16 protein-coding genes are annotated in these 15,793 nt (G+C 67.4%); 7 read left to right on the top strand and 9 right to left on the bottom strand.

All coding sequences use genetic code 11. The annotated features are described in order from the left end of the window. Positions 1 to 104 precede the first annotated feature (104 nt). Positions 105 to 269, top strand: coding sequence for a hypothetical protein (locus H9654_RS01885; RefSeq protein ID WP_182656071.1), 165 nt, complete (start codon positions 105 to 107; stop codon positions 267 to 269). Positions 270 to 280: 11 nt separating this feature from the next. Then, the gene (locus tag H9654_RS01880) at positions 281 to 748 is read left to right on the top strand and encodes a DUF4126 family protein (RefSeq protein WP_191768558.1); all 468 of its coding nucleotides are present in this window, start codon (positions 281 to 283) and stop codon (positions 746 to 748) included. 97 nt (positions 749 to 845) lie between these two features. Here H9654_RS01880 and H9654_RS01875 read toward each other — a convergent pair whose 3' ends face one another. Beyond that, positions 846 to 3,368 carry a glycoside hydrolase family 3 protein gene (locus tag H9654_RS01875; RefSeq protein ID WP_191768556.1) on the bottom strand — a complete coding sequence of 841 codons (2,523 nt, stop codon included), beginning with the start codon at positions 3,366 to 3,368 and terminating at the stop codon, positions 846 to 848. Positions 3,369 to 3,657: 289 nt separating this feature from the next. Between H9654_RS01875 and H9654_RS01870 the strand changes: the two genes are divergently transcribed. Then, positions 3,658 to 4,221, top strand: a complete 564-nt coding sequence (locus H9654_RS01870; protein ID WP_191768896.1) for a fasciclin domain-containing protein — start codon at positions 3,658 to 3,660, stop codon at positions 4,219 to 4,221. A 113-nt stretch (positions 4,222 to 4,334) separates the two neighbouring features. Next, on the top strand, positions 4,335 to 4,496 hold the full coding sequence (locus tag H9654_RS01865; RefSeq protein ID WP_157825123.1) for a hypothetical protein: 162 nt from the start codon (positions 4,335 to 4,337) through the stop codon (positions 4,494 to 4,496). A 10-nt stretch (positions 4,497 to 4,506) separates the two neighbouring features. Here the strand turns inward: H9654_RS01865 and H9654_RS01860 are convergent, their stop codons facing one another. After that, complete coding sequence (locus H9654_RS01860) at positions 4,507 to 5,130, bottom strand: DUF2585 family protein (protein WP_191768554.1); 624 nt, start codon at positions 5,128 to 5,130, stop codon at positions 4,507 to 4,509. Positions 5,131 to 5,258: 128 nt separating this feature from the next. On the opposite strand from H9654_RS01860, the gene H9654_RS01855 reads away from it, so the two are divergent. Next, positions 5,259 to 5,711, top strand: coding sequence for a sterol desaturase family protein (locus H9654_RS01855; protein ID WP_225211838.1), 453 nt, complete (start codon positions 5,259 to 5,261; stop codon positions 5,709 to 5,711). A 35-nt stretch (positions 5,712 to 5,746) separates the two neighbouring features. On the opposite strand, the gene H9654_RS01850 is transcribed toward H9654_RS01855, so the two are convergent. From H9654_RS01850 to H9654_RS01825, 6 genes are read right to left on the bottom strand one after another with little or no spacing between them, the layout of a single operon-like run. Continuing rightward, positions 5,747 to 6,688: a phytoene/squalene synthase family protein gene (locus tag H9654_RS01850; RefSeq protein WP_191768550.1), complete on the bottom strand. Its 942-nt coding sequence runs from the start codon at positions 6,686 to 6,688 to the stop codon at positions 5,747 to 5,749. Continuing rightward, positions 6,685 to 8,175, bottom strand: coding sequence for a phytoene desaturase (locus H9654_RS01845; RefSeq protein WP_191768548.1), 1,491 nt, complete (start codon positions 8,173 to 8,175; stop codon positions 6,685 to 6,687). The genes H9654_RS01850 and H9654_RS01845 overlap by 4 nt, the downstream gene beginning before the upstream one ends. Next, complete coding sequence (crtY, locus tag H9654_RS01840) at positions 8,176 to 9,345, bottom strand: lycopene beta-cyclase CrtY (RefSeq protein ID WP_191768546.1); 1,170 nt, start codon at positions 9,343 to 9,345, stop codon at positions 8,176 to 8,178. Further along, the gene (locus H9654_RS01835; protein ID WP_191768544.1) at positions 9,345 to 10,625 is read right to left on the bottom strand and encodes a glycosyltransferase; all 1,281 of its coding nucleotides are present in this window, start codon (positions 10,623 to 10,625) and stop codon (positions 9,345 to 9,347) included. Before H9654_RS01835 ends, crtY begins: the two co-directional genes overlap by 1 nt. Then, on the bottom strand, positions 10,622 to 11,698 hold the full coding sequence (gene fni / locus H9654_RS01830; protein WP_225211792.1) for a type 2 isopentenyl-diphosphate Delta-isomerase: 1,077 nt from the start codon (positions 11,696 to 11,698) through the stop codon (positions 10,622 to 10,624). The genes H9654_RS01835 and fni overlap by 4 nt, the downstream gene beginning before the upstream one ends. Next, positions 11,695 to 12,537, bottom strand: coding sequence for a polyprenyl synthetase family protein (locus H9654_RS01825; protein WP_191768542.1), 843 nt, complete (start codon positions 12,535 to 12,537; stop codon positions 11,695 to 11,697). Before H9654_RS01825 ends, fni begins: the two co-directional genes overlap by 4 nt. 311 nt (positions 12,538 to 12,848) lie before the next feature. On the opposite strand from H9654_RS01825, the gene H9654_RS01820 reads away from it, so the two are divergent. Continuing rightward, positions 12,849 to 14,441: an SDR family NAD(P)-dependent oxidoreductase gene (locus tag H9654_RS01820; RefSeq protein WP_406833442.1), complete on the top strand. Its 1,593-nt coding sequence runs from the start codon at positions 12,849 to 12,851 to the stop codon at positions 14,439 to 14,441. Between the two features lie 126 nt (positions 14,442 to 14,567). Here H9654_RS01820 and H9654_RS01815 read toward each other — a convergent pair whose 3' ends face one another. Further along, a complete protein-coding gene (locus tag H9654_RS01815; protein ID WP_191768540.1) occupies positions 14,568 to 15,332 on the bottom strand; it encodes a CHAD domain-containing protein in 765 nt (254 codons plus the stop codon). Positions 15,333 to 15,467: 135 nt separating this feature from the next. On the opposite strand from H9654_RS01815, the gene H9654_RS01810 reads away from it, so the two are divergent. Then, positions 15,468 to 15,743 (top strand): hypothetical protein, encoded by a 276-nt coding sequence (locus tag H9654_RS01810; protein WP_191768538.1) that lies wholly within the window; start codon positions 15,468 to 15,470, stop codon positions 15,741 to 15,743. Positions 15,744 to 15,793 lie beyond the last annotated feature (50 nt).

Below are 15,793 nucleotides of genomic sequence, written 5' to 3'. Positions count from 1 at the left end.
CGTGCAACCTAGGCGACATCGCACTCACCTGTCAGCGCGCATCGTTCGTCTGCACGGCCATGCTGCCAGTCCCCGGCACGCAGGCACGCTGCACGGAGACCCCGATGAGCAAGCTACCGTTGAACCCCACCGGCGACGTGGACGACCAGGAAAAGGCGCACACGCCCGACAAACTGCGCAACGAGGATGCGCGCTGGAAGGACAAGGACATGCCGGAATCCGAACACACCGCTACCCCCGACGACTACGAAAAGCCGCCCCGTCCCTGAAGGAGGCCGTCATGGCATTGATCCATTCGATACTGATGGGCGCGGTCGCCGGGATGCGTGCGATGACGCCGCTGGCGGCAGTGACCAATGCCGCGCGCACCGGCACCCTGCCTGCCGACAACGGTGCGCCGCGGCTGTTGTGCAATCCGCTGGCGTCGGCAGGCATGCTGGCGTTGGCCGGCGGTGAACTTCTCGGCGACAAGATGAAGACCGCGCCGGATCGCATCGTGCCCGCCGGGATGGTCGCGCGCGTGGCCACCGGCATGCTGGCCGGTGCCGCGCTTGCCCCACGCAGCCAGCGCGGGCTGGGCGCGGTGCTCGGCGCAGGGACCGCGGTCGGCATGGCCTACCTCACTTTCAACCTGCGCATGCGCGCGATCGCACGGTATGGCCAGAAGCCCACCGGCGCGGTCGAAGATGCGATCGCGGTGGGCAGCGCGGCGCTGATCACGCGATGCGCGAAGCGCAGCAACCCCTGAGCGTGCAGGCGCCGCCGAGCATCGCTCGGCGCTGCCGGGTCCGTGTCTCTTCACAGGTTCACGCCGACCTCTGGTCGGCGATCACCTGGACGTGCGATTACTCGGCGCAGGTCACCTTCTGGTCGTAATCCGTTCCGATGGCGACCTTTGCCAGCGACAGGCGCACGCCCTTGCCGGCCTGCAGGGCCATCGGGATATCGACCTGCTTCATGTCGACCCCGGCACTGCGCACGCAGCGCAGCGGCACGCCCACACGGGTCCACTCGCCCACCTTGGCCGCCGTCAGCGCCTTGCTGATCGATACCTCACCGCGCGTGGTCTTCCCGCTCGTCGCGAGGTAGCTCACCCGGGCACCGGCAGGCAGCGTATCGACCCGCAGCGTTGCAATCACGAAAACGTCGCCATTCGTTTCGCGATCAAGGTCAAGCGGTGCATTGGCCCGCAGTTCGATCAACCCGTTCCCGGCGAAACTGAACTGGCGCCCGCCCTCTTGCACCTCCGTGTTGATCGCGGTCATGGCGACCGAGCCGTCCGCCGTGGTGGCGTTGGGATGCACGATATCCATCGGCTCCCCATCGGCGCCGGTCAGGCGCAGCGTAAGCCCGGTCGCAGCCACGCCGCGGTCGAACCATGTGCTTGTGCGCGAGGCGGTGGGGTCGATGCCCGGCTCTTCAGCAAGCGGCTGCAGGTCGCCCTTGTCTGCATAGGTAAGCCCGTAGCCGAACGCGAACTGCGGGTCATAGCCCGGCTGGCCCACGTTGTTGGCGTACTGATCGGCGCGGCGCGGCCAAGAGAAGCTGAGCTTGCCGCTGAAATCATGCTGGGGCTTGCCATCGGGCCCACGCAGCAGCACATCGGCCACGCCTGCGCCCTCTGATCCCGGCAACCATGCGGCAACGAAGGCGTCGGCGGCATTGATCTCGCGGTTCAGCCACAGCGGACGCCCGCTGATGAAGACCGCGACGACCGGAATGCCGTCGGCTTTCAGCTTGCGGATCAGCTCCAGGTCACCCGAGCGGCCGCCCTTGAACATCAGGTCCGGCAGGTCGCCCTGGAACTCGGCATACGGGTCTTCGCCAAACACCACGATGGCGACGTCGGGCTTGTTTCTGTACGCACCGTCCAGCGCCAGCTCGGCGTTTCCGCCGGCCGCCTGCACCTGGGCTTTCAGCCCATCCCACAGCGTATCGGCATTGGGGAAGTCCTCGCGCTTGGTGCCGTCACCCTGCCAGGTCAGTGTCCAGCCGCCGGTCTGCCTGGTCATGCTGTCGGCACCATCACCCGCGACCAGCACGCGCTGCTTCGCCGACAGCGGCAGCAGTCCGCCCTGGTTCTTCAGCAGCACCAGCGATTCCCGCACGGCCTGCCGCGCCACGGCGCGATGTTGCGGCGAGCCGAGCAGTTCGAACCTGCCACCCAGTGCACGCGCGGACGGCTTGGGCTTTTCGAACAGTCCCATGCGCATCTTGGCCCGCAGGATCCGGCGCACTGCATCGTCCAGCCGCGCCATTGGCAAGGCCCCCTCCCTGACGTGCTTGACGGTGCTTTCGTACAGCCCCTTCCAGGTATCCGGCGCCATCGCCATGTCCATGCCGGCGATATAGGTCTGCGCGCAATCGGTATTGGTGCAGCCCTTCACCTGCCCGTGGCCGTTCCAGTCGCCGACCACGAAGCCACCGAAGTTCATCTGGCCTTTCAGCACATCGGTCATCAGCGGCTTGTGGCCGTGCATCTTCTCGCCGTGGAAGCTGTTGAACGAGGCCATCACCGACTGTGCGCCGGCCGCGATGGCCGGCACGTAGCCAGCGGCGTGGATGTCACGCAGCTGCGCTTCGGTGACGGTGGTATCGCCCTGGTCCTTGCCGTTGGTGGTGCCGCCGTCGCCCAGGAAGTGCTTGACCGTGGTCATCACGTGGTGGTCGTCGAGGAAGTCGGCCGCGCCGGCCTTGCCCTGCAGCCCCTCGACGAACACGCCGGCATAGCTGGCGACCAGCGCCGGATCCTCGGAATAGCCCTCGTAGGCGCGGCCCCAGCGGTCATCCTGGGGTACGGCAACGGTGGGTGCGAAGGTCCACTCCATGCCGGTGGTGCGGGTTTCGGCGGCGGTGATGCGGGCGATCTCGCGCAGCAGGTCCGGGTTGCGCGTCGCGCCCAGGCCGATGTTGTGCGGGAACAACGTGGCACCGACCACGTTGCTCTGCCCGTGCATTGCATCGATTCCCCAGATGATCGGGATCGCATGACCGCCGCCGCTGGTGTCCATCGACGCTTCCCAGTAGGCATCGGCCAGCGCCAACCATTCGGCCGGCTTGGCGTTGTAGCGCCCACCCGGATCGGACCCGCCGCCGGCCAGGACCGAGCCGAGGCGATACTTCCTGACCTCCGCCGGGGTGATGCTGCCGATGTCGGCCTGCACGATCTGGCCCACCTTTTCTTCCACGCTCATCTTCGCCATCAGGTCGTCGATGCGGCGTTCGATGGCCGGGTCGGCGGGCAGCGGCCAGCTCGGCTGCGGCCACTGCGACGGATGGATCTGGCCGGCGGGCGTGGCCGCATGGGCGGTGCTGCCGCACGCCAGTGCCAAGGCGGCGCACAGCAGCAGGGGCTTCAGAGACTTCATGATCGGCGAATTCCTTTCGAATCAGGACGGGGCGCGCGGGCGCTACGCAGGAACGTTCTATGTCCGGATTGACAACGCTGTCAACGGCGAAGCTCCCATGCGCAGGGCACCCCTTGCGCGGCGTAGACCGTGGGCCGTGGATCGGAGCCGGTACGCTGCGTCGCAGCATGACCGTGGCGGGAGGTCGGCGCCTGCGGGAAAAAGAAAGTTGCACGCTACTGCATCCAGCGTGCTGTCTGCCGCGTATCTGAAGTACCCCCTCATCCGAGGGAAGAACAGGAGACGCACCGTGCAAGCCACTATCAGGAAGCTCGCCCTCGCTACCGGCCTTGTCGTTCTCGGGTCCATCGCAGCGCCCGCCTTTGCCGCCGATCCGCCGATGGTCGGCGGCGCACCGATGGAGCCGACCAGGACCATTGTCGAGAACGCCAGCGCGTCGAAGGACCACACCACACTGGTTGCGGCGGTGAAGGCTGCCGGCCTGGTGGAAACCCTCAGCGGCCCGGGCCCGTTCACCGTGTTCGCTCCCACCAACGCCGCCTTCAACAAGCTCCCGGCCGGTACCGTGGATACGCTGGTCAAACCCGAAAACAAGGCCACCCTGTCGAAAATCCTGACCTACCACGTCGTCCCCGGCAAACACACCGCCGCCGAATTGACCGCGGCGGCTACCCGGCAAGGCGGGGCCGCCACGCTTTCCACCGTGCAAGGGGAGCCGCTGACCTTCAAGCTGCACCAGGGCAAGCTCTGGATTGTGGACAACAAGGGAGGCAAGGCGTCGGTCAGCACCGCTGACGTGATGCAGTCAAACGGCGTGGTCCACGTGATCGATACCGTACTGATGCCGAAGTAAGGTTGCATGGCCGGGCGGGCGCCATCCGGCGTCCGCGCCGGGCATGCCGCGAACACACCAGACTGACGCTGCCCTGCCTATTCTCTGGGCACAGTCTGGACGCAGGTAGTGGCATGAAAAAGAGTACCAAGCTCCTGTTGATCGTGGTGATCGGCATCCTGGCGATGGTGGGGCCGTCGTGCATCTGGCTGTCGCGCAACGGCAATCCCGATACGCCGCAGGAACCTGGCAAACACGTGGACAAGAAAGGGGCAGCGCAGCAGCCCGGACGTTGAACGCGGCGCCTCAGCCTGCCAGCGCCACCGCGCCGCGCCCGAGCAGGCCGGCGAGCAGGCGAAATGCGGTGAGTACCCACCCGTCCGCGATGGCCAGCGACACCGTCAGTTCCAGCAGCACGATCACGGCCAGTGCCCATCGCCCCGGCATACGCCAGGCCAACCAGAAGCCCAGCAGGACCCACCCGGTATCGGCAAGCGAGTTGACGACGCTGTCCCCGCTGTAATCCGGCGCCATGTTGGTCGTGTTGTCCAGCAGCGAGATGACGAAGGGCGTGTTTTCCACGACCTCCCACACCGTGCTGCAGGCCAACGCGACCAGCCAGGCGTCCTGCCGTTGCCAGCGCGGCCTCAGCGTGCGCAGCGCCCAGGCCAGCCCGATGCCGAAGCCGCCATGCAGCAGGGCATACCAGTCCGCCAGATGCTGCGAATTGTGCGCAACGCCGGATCCGGGCTGCCAGGCGAAGGTGTCTCCGCCGATACATCCCCAGGGGCGCCCGGCGCCGAGCAGCCACAGCAGGTGGACCGCCAGCAGCGCGGCGGTGGCGGTGGTGCGTTGTTCGAAACAGGCGCGCAGCCAGGCATCAGGGCGCCCTGGATAGTCGTGGCCGGCGGTGGAATCGGGCCTGTTCATCAGGGCGCTGCACTTCCCTCACTGGCCTCGCATGGGCGTTTGCTAGAGTGGCCTCTCTGTCCCGTTGCCGCCTGCCTACCGTGAGTCCTCTGGTCAATACGCTGGTGTTTCTCTCCACTCTCGCGGGAATGGAGGTGTTCTCCGCCCTCGTCCACCGGCATGTCATGCATGGCTGGGGCTGGGGCTGGCACAGGTCGCACCATGAGCCACGCACGGGACGCTTCGAGCGAAATGATCTGTACGCGGTCGTGTTCGCCGCGATCGCCATCGTGCTGATCTACCTCGGCACGCGCGGCTGGCATCCGCTGGAATGGGTCGGCGCAGGCATGACCGGGTACGGGATGCTTTATTTCATCGCCCATGATGGCCTGGTGCATCGGCGCTGGCTTTTCCGCCATGCGCCGCGCCGCGGCTACCTCAAACGGCTCTACCAGGCCCACCGGATGCACCATGCGGTGCAGGGCCGCGAGGGCTGCGTGTCGTTCGGATTCCTGTGGGCGCCGCCGGTGGACCGGTTGAAGCGCGAGCTGCAGCGCCTGCACGGCGGCCGCGTGGGCAGGACGCGCGAACCGCGGTCGTGATCCCAGGCAGGCGTGCCGGTGCGATGCTGCGGCCATCAGGCGCGCCCGGGCCGCTGCCAGAGAGTCGCCGGCCTGCCCTGCGCCGCAGCGACCCCGTCACCGCGCGAAGCGCGCGCCTGGTATGCGCCTCGTAGCAGCAGCCGGAGCTTGTCGCTGGTCGAGGTGGATACCCGCTGGTCCCAAGCCGCAGGCCCGAGGGCGCGCACGTGCAGGCCGATTTCGCGGTAGATGCCGTGCGCGGTGGCCACGGCCCAGGCAGAGCGCGCAGGTAGGGCGGGCAGCCCCTTCAGCGCGGAAGCGTAGTAGGTCTCGGCCGATTCCAGCAAACGCGCCACGACGCCCGCCAGCGCCTGCCGGTGCGCCTGATCGGCGTGGTTGCGCGGGTTCAACCCCGCCTGTTCCAGCCAGTCGACGGGCAGGTAACAACGCCCTGCCTGGGCGTCCTCCACCACGTCGCGCGCGATGTTGCTCAGCTGGAACGCCAGTCCCAGGTCGGCGGCGCGGTCAAGCACGGCAGGCTCGGTCGGCCCCATGATGTGGCACATCATGATGCCCACCACGCCGGCAACGTGATAGCAGTACTCCAGGGTGTCGTCGAAGGTGCGGTACTCGCGTCCCGCCACATCCATTGCAAAGCCGTCCAGATGCGCCTGCGCATGCCGGGCCGGAATCGCAAACGTACGAACCACTTCCTGCAGGGCGGCAAAGGGTGGGTCCTGCAGGAGGGGCTGCTGGTAGGCCAGCGCAGTGCACCGGCGTAGTTCGGCCAGCGCCTCGCCGGTATCCGAAGCCGACGCCGGGACGTCGCGATGGCCGAGGACCTGCCCGTCCACGACGTCGTCGCAGTGGCGGCACCAGGTGTACAACAGGGTCGCCCCGCGCCGGGTGCGTGCATCGAACACCCGTGATGCAACGGCGAAACTCTTCGAACCCCGACTGATGGTCACGCGCGCCTGGCGCTCGAGCGCATCGGTCACTGCCCCGCCTCCTGCAGCATCAGGCCCGCGGTCGCCTTGGCCGATGCCACCACGCCGGGCACCCCGGCGCCGGGATGCGTGCCCGCACCGACCAGATAGAGATTGGCCAGGGTGCTGTCGCGGTTGTGCGGACGGAACCAGGCGCTCTGGGTGAGCACCGGTTCCAGCGAGAATGCCGAGCCGTGGTGCGCGTTGAGCGTGTCGCGGAAATCAAAGGGTGTCATGAAGCGGCTGGTCACCAGGTCTTTCCGCAGCCCGGGTATGTAGTGTTTTTCCAGATAGTCGAATATCCGTTCGCGGTAGCGCGGCCCCTCCACGTCCCAATCGATGTCAGCGTTGCCAAGGTGCGGTACAGGTGCCAGCACGTACAGGCTGCTGCACCCGGACGGCGCCAGCGACGCATCGGTGACGCAGGGATTGTGCAGGTACAGCGAGAAATCGTCGGCCAGCTTGTCGCCGTTGAAGATCTCATCGATCAGGCCGCGATATCGCTGGCCGAAGCAGACGGTATGATGGCGCAGGTCTTCGTGACGCGTCCGGAGGCCGAAATACAGCACGAACAGGGACATGCTGGAACGCTTTCCGGCAAGCTTCCTGCCGTGGGCGACGCCACGCGGATGGTGGCCAAGCAACTGCCGGTAGGTATGCACGACATCGGCATTGGATGCCAGCATGTCCAGCTCGATCCGCTCCCCGTCCTGCAGCGTCACCGCGCAGGCACGGTTGGCCTCCACCTCGATGCGGGCCACATCGGCGTTCAACTTCAACTCGCCGCCGAGATCCTGGAACAGGCGCACCATCGCGCGTATCAGTGCGCCGGTTCCCCCGCGTGGAAACCACACTCCCCACTCGCGCTCCAGCGCGTGGATCAGGGTATAGATCGATGAGGTCGCGAACGGGTTTCCGCCCACCAGTAGTGAGTGGAACGAGAACGCCTGCCGCAGGTGCTCGTCCTTGATGAAGCGGGACACCATGCCGTAGACGCTGCGCCATGCCTGCAGGCGCGCCAGCTGCGGTGCGGCTGCCAGCATGTCACGGAAGGACAGGAACGGGACGGCTCCAAGCTTGAGATACCCCTCCTTGAACACCGCGCGCGAGTACGCCAGGAAGCGCCGGTAACCTTCGACATCGTCCGGCTGCAGGGCGTGGATCTGACGTTCCAGCGACTGCTGGTCGTTGACATAGTCGAACCGCGTCCCGTCCTCCCAGCCGAGCCGGTAGAACGGATCCACCGGAAGCAGCTCGACGTAGTCGGACATCCTGCGGCCAGCCAGGGTGAACAGCTCCTCCAGCGCGGAGGGGTCGGTGATGACGGTGGGTCCTGCATCGAAGGTGAAGCCGTCGTCCTCATACACATAGGCGCGACCGCCGGGTTTGTCTCGTTTTTCCAGCAGCGTGGTCTGGCAGCCACCGGCCTGCAGGCGGATGGCAAGGGCAAGTCCACCAAATCCGGCACCGATGACGACGGCGCGTTTGGGCATGGGCATTCAGGAATTCCTTTGCAGAAAAGCATGCGAAGCAAGCGCCGCTCGAGCCGCCTCCAGCAGCGGCACCGGCGGCTTGCCGGAAAGCAGTCTCAGCTTGTCGGCCCAGCGGAGCCTGCCGGCGTAGAAACGTTCGATGAGCGGCTCAGGCAGGGAGTAGAAGCGCTGCATGACCGTCCAGCGCCGGTTGGCGGGGCCGGCCAGGAACAGCATGCGGTTGAGCATCCGGAAGAAACCCTGCTGCTGCCAGCGTTGGCGGGTGTAGCGCTGCAGGGAGGCAGACAGCGACGGCGCATCCAGCCGTGGTAGTTGCGCCACGTGCTCGGCCAGCCGCACGGCTTCGGGCAGCGAATAGCCCGTGGTCGGGTGGAACAGGCCGGCACGCAGACCCACGCTGGGTTGGCCATCAAGCGCGTCATGGAAGGCGTTGAGGTCCCCTGCGAGGGTGATTGGCAACACGCCCTGCTCTTCGCGCAGCACCTGCTGTATTTCCCAGCCCTGCGCGCGCGCGTAATCGGCGATGTTGTCGCGGAACTGCGCCGCCGACGGGCCCGCACCGTCCACGTAATGGGTGTCTTCGATCAGCAGCAGATCATCGGCGAACGGCAGGGTGTACACGAACCGATACCCCTCGCCCTGCGCTACGTCCGCATCCATGATGATCGGGAAGCGCAGCCCATGCGGGACCGCGGTGCGCACGACCTGGCCGAGGAAAGCCTGTCTGCCCAGGGTCATGTGCGGGGTCGCCGAAGGGCCGCGGCCGTCGATGACCGCGCCGGCGTGCAACGTGCGTCCATCGGCCAGGCGGACCTGCCCAGGGCCGATGTCCACCACCCGGCTGCCACAGCACGCCGCCGTGCCCAGGCGCTCACGCAGGCAAGTGTCGAACGTTTCCGTGAGGATGCTGGCGTAGCCGGCGCGCAGCTGCCGGCGGTGCCCGGGAAACCGGACCTGCTGCCCCTGCCAGCGATGCGACACCAGCGGGGCGACCCACGCCCACTGGGATGGCTCCAGGTCGTGCTGGTGGAAGGACCATGTGTGATTGCCGCCCAGGCGGTCGCCAGCTTCCAGCAGCAGCACCCGCAACTGCGGCCGCAGCGACTGCAGGCGCAGGGCGATCAGCCCGTTGGCCAGGCCACCGCCCACCAGGATGAGGTCGTAATCGTGGTGCATCAGGCGACGTGCGCAATGCCGGGGGGGCCACTGCGCAGCACCCCTTCGATGAGCGCGACGGCCCGGTCGGTGCCGCCGGCCTGGCGGACCGCCTGCCCCAGTTGGGCCGAACGGGCGCCGAACGCCGGCTCGTCAAGCAGGCGCCGCAGCGCACGCCCCATTTCACGCGAGGAGGTCCACCGGGGGGACACCTTCAGGCCAGCGCCAGCGTGCACCAGCCGTGCGGCCACGCCGGGCTGATCGAAGGCGATGGGCAGCGCCAGCACCGGCACGGCGGCGGTGAACGCCTCCATTACGGTATTCAGGCCGGCGTGCGAAACCACTGCATCGGCCCGCTCCAGCACCGCCTGCTGCGGGGCGAAGTCGGTCACCCAGACCTGTCCTGGACGACGCAGCGCCTGCGCTTGCCGGGTGCTCAAGCCCCCGCAGTGTGCGATGAGCAGCTGTACGTCCTGGCTTGCGCACGCCTGCGCTATGCGCTGGAACGTGCGCTCGCGCTGGCCCTGCAGGGTGCCCAGCGACGCAAATACGAAGGGTCGCCCGGCAGACAGCCCGCTGCTGTCGAACTCCTGCTGCATCGGCTCGCGCAGCGGCCCCACATGCTGCAGCTCGTCGCCGCCGACGGTGCGGGGGAAATCGAAATCGCGCACCGTCTGGCTGATCTGCAGCCACGGCGACAGGCACTCATGCAGGGCGCCGCGCCGGGACAGTCCGAAGGCGGCCGCATGGTGCTCGATCACCCGCCGCTGCGGCGCCATCAGATGATCGTATACGCGTGTACTGGCGGCCTGTATCTCAAGATCGCGTGGACGACGGGAGCAGGACCAGGGCATCACCGGCAACGGAATCCCCGGCTCGCGGTTGACCGGCAGTGCACATGCAACCGACACCCAGGGCATCTGCCGTGCCTCGGCGACCAGGCCACCGGCGGCCTCCATCTGATCGCAGACCAACGCGTCAACGCCAGCCAGCGACAACGCCTGCGGCAACTCGCGGCACAACATGTCCGTGGTCCGCGCAAGGTCGGCAATGACCCGCTTCAGGCCCCAGGGAGAGCCCGGGTTGGCCGCGCGCCGCAGGACCGCATCCAGCGATCCAGGCGGATGCGTCTGCTTCCCCAGCGCGACAAACCCGAGGGCGGGGTCTGACAACAGCCGCGCCGCATCCTGCTGATGGAAGAAAGTCACCCGATGCCCTTGCCGCTGCAGGCCACGGCCGAGCGCCTGCATGGCGCGCCAGTGGCTGGGAAACGGCGGTGCGATGATTCCGACGTGGCTCAAGGCGGGGTATCCAGGAGTTCGCCATCAAAGAACATCGGCGCGCGCGCCAGCGCGGCCAGGTCGGCACTGCCGGTGCAGAAACAGACGATCTGCAGCTGGCGGATCACCGCCCGGAAGTGATCGACCACCGCATCGGTCGACTCCAGCGCACTGGTCAGTACGGAAGCGGCCTGGCCGACCATGTCGGCACCAAGACGGATCGCCTTGGCGGCATCGATCCCGTCGCGGATGCCGCCGGAGGCGATGATCGGCAATGATGGCAGCGCCGCACGGGTGGCACGCAGCGCCAGCGCCGTCGGGATGCCCCAGTCGCTGAAGGCCATGGCGATTTCCCGGCCGAGCGGATCCGGAGACCGTTCGCCCTCCACCGCCGCCCAGCTGGTGCCACCGGCTCCGGCCACGTCGATGACCTGCACCCCGGCCTGTACCAGCTGCCTGGCCACCGAAGCGGATATTCCAGCGCCGACCTCCTTAACCACCACCGGCACCGACAGCGCGGCGGTCACCGCCGCAATCGCGTCCAGTATCCCGCACCAGTCACGGTCGCCTCCGGATTGCACGGCCTCCTGGAGGGGGTTGAGGTGCACGATCAGCGCGTCGGCGTCGATCATCTCCACGGCGCGCTGAGCCAATGCGATGCCCTTCCCGCGCAGCTGCGCAGCGCCCAGGTTGGCAAGCAGGGGTACGTCGGGCCCGCGCCGGCGCAACTCGTGGGTCAGGCCGTGGTCCAGTCCGGTTTCCAGCGCAACCCGCTGGGAACCTACGGCTAGCGCGATGCCCAGCTCCTGTGCTGCTTCCACCAGATGCAGGTTGATCCGGCTTGCACGCAGCGCGCCACCGGTCATCGAGCTCACCAGCAGCGGCGCACGCAGCGGTCGGCCGAGCAGCGTGGTACGCAGGTCGATGGCATCAAGATGAAGCTCGGGAAGCGCACAGTGTTCGAAACGGTAGGCGGCAAAGCCTGTTTCGGCGCGTTGCCACGCGCGCGCTTCATCAAGCACGATATCCAGATGGTCATTCTTGCGCTTGACCAGCTCGCTCTGCGGCACGCCCTTGGCGACGGGGACACTCATGTGCTGCGGAAGTGCTGGTGGGCGAAGGCGACCAGGTCGTCATGCTGGCCATCAAGCTCTGCCAGCAGGGCGAACGCCCGCTGCAGGTGGGTCTGCAGGCGGCGCTGCACTTCCTCGCGCCCGAGCAGCGTTATCAGCGTGCACTTGCCCGCATCCTTTCCGCCGTCCTTGCCGGACAGCGCACTGTCGTCGCCATCGCGCAGGTCGTCCTGCAGCTGGAAGGCCTGCCCAAGTTGCACGGCGCAGTCCCGTGCGAGCGCGCGAGCGCGCGCACTGGCGCCGGCGGTCATCGCGGCCATCTCCAGCGCTGCGCTGAACAGCGCGCCGGTCTTGAGTTCGTTGGTGCGCTGGACGGCCTGGACATCGCGTGCTCCCTCGCTGCCATGCAGGTCGTTGAACTGGCCACCGACGAGGCCCTGGCTGCCGACCGCCGCCGCCAGCGTCGCCAGCAGTTCGCTCCGCAACGGTGCTGGAACGCCTTCCAGCTCCGCCAGCACCTGGAACGCTCGGCTCAACAGCGCGACCGAAGCCAGGATCGCCACGTCCTCGCCATGCTGGCGATGCACGGTCGGCTGGCCCCGTCGCAATTCGGCATTGTCCATGCTGGGCAGGTCATCGAGGATCAGCGAAGCGCCATGCACCATTTCCACCGCACAGCCCACATCGATGATTGCGTCGTCGGCGTGGCCCATCCCGCGCGCCGCCATCACCATCAACACCGGCCTCATCCGTTTCCCGGCCGTGAGCATGAACTCGCGCATCGCAGTGCAGACCCGATCGCCGTCCGGACCCGCCGGCAACAGCTCGGCCAGCCGCTGCTGCACCTGGTCGCGCACCATGCGCGGGTCCACCCCGGGTCGAGCACCATGCGAGGCGTCGCCGAGGTTGACCTCACTGAGGATGGAGCGGCACCTGATCGCCGTCTGAGTCATGCCGTTGCCGCTGGTTGGGTCGGGCTTCAGCTTCACCGATCCCGCGTGAAGGCGCCGCCATTGGCGGCCGGCTCATGGAAGTGGCGCCCGCCCCTGCCAATCGGGGACAATGGCCCCCACCCGGGCCATGCCCGGCCCGCAACAGCATGGACCCGCATCGAGCCGGTCACCGCTCTGCTGTCCATTCCAGGCCTCGTGCCGTTTCTTCCGGATTCGATGTGACTACCACTGCCCCACCCGCCGCGCCCGTGGCCGAAGACCAGCCCCTGACTGACCGCCTGCGCGCCGCGCTGGACCTGCTGGAAGCCATCGAGGCCGACCGCAGCGTGCTGGATGCGCTGTCCGAAGCCGACCGCGTGCGCCTGCACCAGGTGGTGGCCAAGGTGTATCACCCCGAACCCAAGGCCCGCCGGGCAATGCTCAAACAGCAGGCCAAGGTCCGCCACCAGGAGAAGGTGCGCAAGGCTGAAGCACTGTTGGAACAGACCGGCATCCGCACCCTGCGCCGCAAGCCCGTCTTCAGCACCCCGAATTACTTCCCGCCGCACGCGGCCGGCCTGCATGACGCACGCAACGGGGAAGGTGCCGAAGCCGCTGCCGAGCCGGTGCACTCGCCCGAACTGCGCCACTGCTACGTGTGCAAGCAGAAGTTCACCCAGTTGCATCATTTCTACGACCAGATGTGCCCGGCCTGCGCCGAGCTGAACTTCACCAAGCGCACCGAGACCGCCGACCTGCGCGGCCGTGTCGCGCTGCTCACCGGTGGCCGGGTCAAGATCGGCTACCAGGCGGGCCTGAAGCTGCTGCGCGCCGGCGCCGAACTGATCGTCACCACGCGTTTCCCGCGTGATTCCGCTGCCCGCTACGCCGAAGAGCCGGATTTCGCGGTATGGGGCCATCGCCTGCAGGTGTACGGCCTGGACCTGCGCCACACCCCCAGCGTGGAAGCCTTCTGCAGCGAGCTGCTGGCCACCCGCAAGCGACTGGACTTCATCATCAACAATGCCTGCCAGACGGTGCGCCGGCCGCCGCAGTTCTATGCGCACATGATGGCCGGCGAAACGGCCGCGCTGCACGAACTGCCCGAAACCGTGCGCAGGCTGGTAGGCCACTACGAGGGCCTGCGTGGCGCCGAGCTGCTGAGCGACGCCTCGGCGATCGCGCTTCCGGCCGTGCAGGAACGGGGACTCAACGGTGCCGATGGCCTGACCCGCGCCGCCGAGCTGTCCCAGGTGGCCCTGCTGGAAGACGAGCTGGTCGGCCAGCAGCATCTGTTCCCGGAAGGCCGGCTCGACCAGGACCTGCAGCAGGTCGACCTGCGGGGTCGCAATTCCTGGCGCCTGCTGATGGCCGAAGTGCCGTCGGTCGAGCTGCTGGAAACCCAGCTGGTCAACGCCATCGCGCCGTTCATCATCAACGCACGGCTGAAGCCACTGATGCTGGCCACGCCCGAGCGTGACAAGCACATCGTCAATGTATCGGCGATGGAAGGCCAGTTCTACCGCAACTTCAAGACCACCCGTCATCCGCATACCAACATGGCCAAGGCGGCGTTGAACATGATGACCCGCACCTCGGCGGCGGATTACCAGAACGACGGCATCCACATGAACAGCGTGGATACCGGCTGGGTGACCGACGAAGATCCGGCGGACATCGCAGCCAAGAAAGTGCAGGAAGAGCGCTTCCATCCACCGTTGGACATCGTGGATGGCGCTGCGCGTATCGTTGACCCGATCATCCACGGCTTCAACACAGGCGAGCATGTGTGGGGGCAGTTCCTGAAGGATTACGCACCTACCGATTGGTAAGTCGTGCCCCGGTAGTGACGGCCGCTGGCCGTCAGCGCCCGCCCTGGGTGGGTGACGACCGTTGGTCGTCACGCTGTTGCTTGCCACTGCGCTCGCCGAGCATGGCTCGGCGCTACCGGTTCCCTGTCATCGCGCGAGCGCCATCAGCTCCGCTTTGTCCTGCAGCCCACGCATCGCGCGCACGTGGTTGCGCAGCAGGCGCAGGTCCTGCTCCCGGCCCAGCGCATCGCTCAACCTGTGCAGCCCCTTGGCCTGTTTCCCGCCGTCGCTGCCGGAATGACCCTTGACCAGGCCGCCGTCCAGCCGGGCCATCACCTCCAGCTGCATGCGCAGCCGCCGCACCCTGCGGCGCCAGTCATGCAGCGCCTGCGCATCATCGCTGCGGCGGGCACGCGCGGCGGCCTTTTCGACCCTTCGCCGGCTGCGGGCCAACGCCCGTCGAAGATCCGCCTTGCGCACCAACTCCCAGCTCTGCGTATCCAGCTCCAGGCCGACGCGCCGCACCACGCGCCGTTTCTTCTGGAAGCCGGGATCCTGCGCACGGGCGCGCTGAAGCAGGCGGTCACGGCGGGCTCCCAGATGCGTGATGACAGGGGCCCAGCCGGAGGTGGGAGCGCCGGCCTGCAGGGATTGCGCGGTGTCCACCAGCACATGCGCATCGCGCAGCGCCGAAAGACCACGACCCAGCCGCTGCAGCGCACGGTCGCTGCGTTGCAGTGGCTGTTCGTCGGTTGCAAACAGGGCCAGCACCGCACGTAGTCGCCGGATCGCCTTGCGGGCGCTGTGCACGCCCACATGGATATCCGACCGCATCGCCAACGCATTGGCAATTGCCAGGCATTCTTCCTGCACCAGTTGGCGGGCGGCAGCCCCGATCACCGTGGAAGGCATTGCGTACTCCGCAGCGCGACTGCCCGGCAGTCTAGCCGAGATCCCCGTAGGCACCGGCACTCCACGGGACCTTAACCCCGCCGCCCTATCCTGCTGGCCGGGCACCGATCGCCCGCACCACCACAAGGAGCGTCCATGAAGAAGCTGCACCTGTCCCTGATCGCCGCCGGCCTGCTCGGCGCCTCCCCGGCCGCCTTCGCCGAAGTCGCCAACCTCACCAACAGCGCCGACGGGGCCAATCGCGAAGCCGGCATCGCCGCCGTCAAACAGAAGCTGCAGGCCGCCTGCACCGATCGCAAGGGGACGCCGGACCTGGCCTCGTTCGAGGTGGTGTTTGAAAAGACCAGCGAGAACCCGAACGTGCCCAAGCCCTACTACGTGGATGGCAAGATGCAGTGCAACCTGCCCTGATGCCGGCGCGTGTCGCCCGGGTGCACCGGCTGATATAGTCGGACGAGCAC

The sequence above is a fragment of the Stenotrophomonas lacuserhaii genome (assembly GCF_014836545.1).
Classification (GTDB): Bacteria; Pseudomonadota; Gammaproteobacteria; order Xanthomonadales; family Xanthomonadaceae; genus Stenotrophomonas; species Stenotrophomonas lacuserhaii.
Note: the sequence above shows the minus strand (reverse complement) of the source record. Positions and strands in the feature narration are given on the sequence as shown.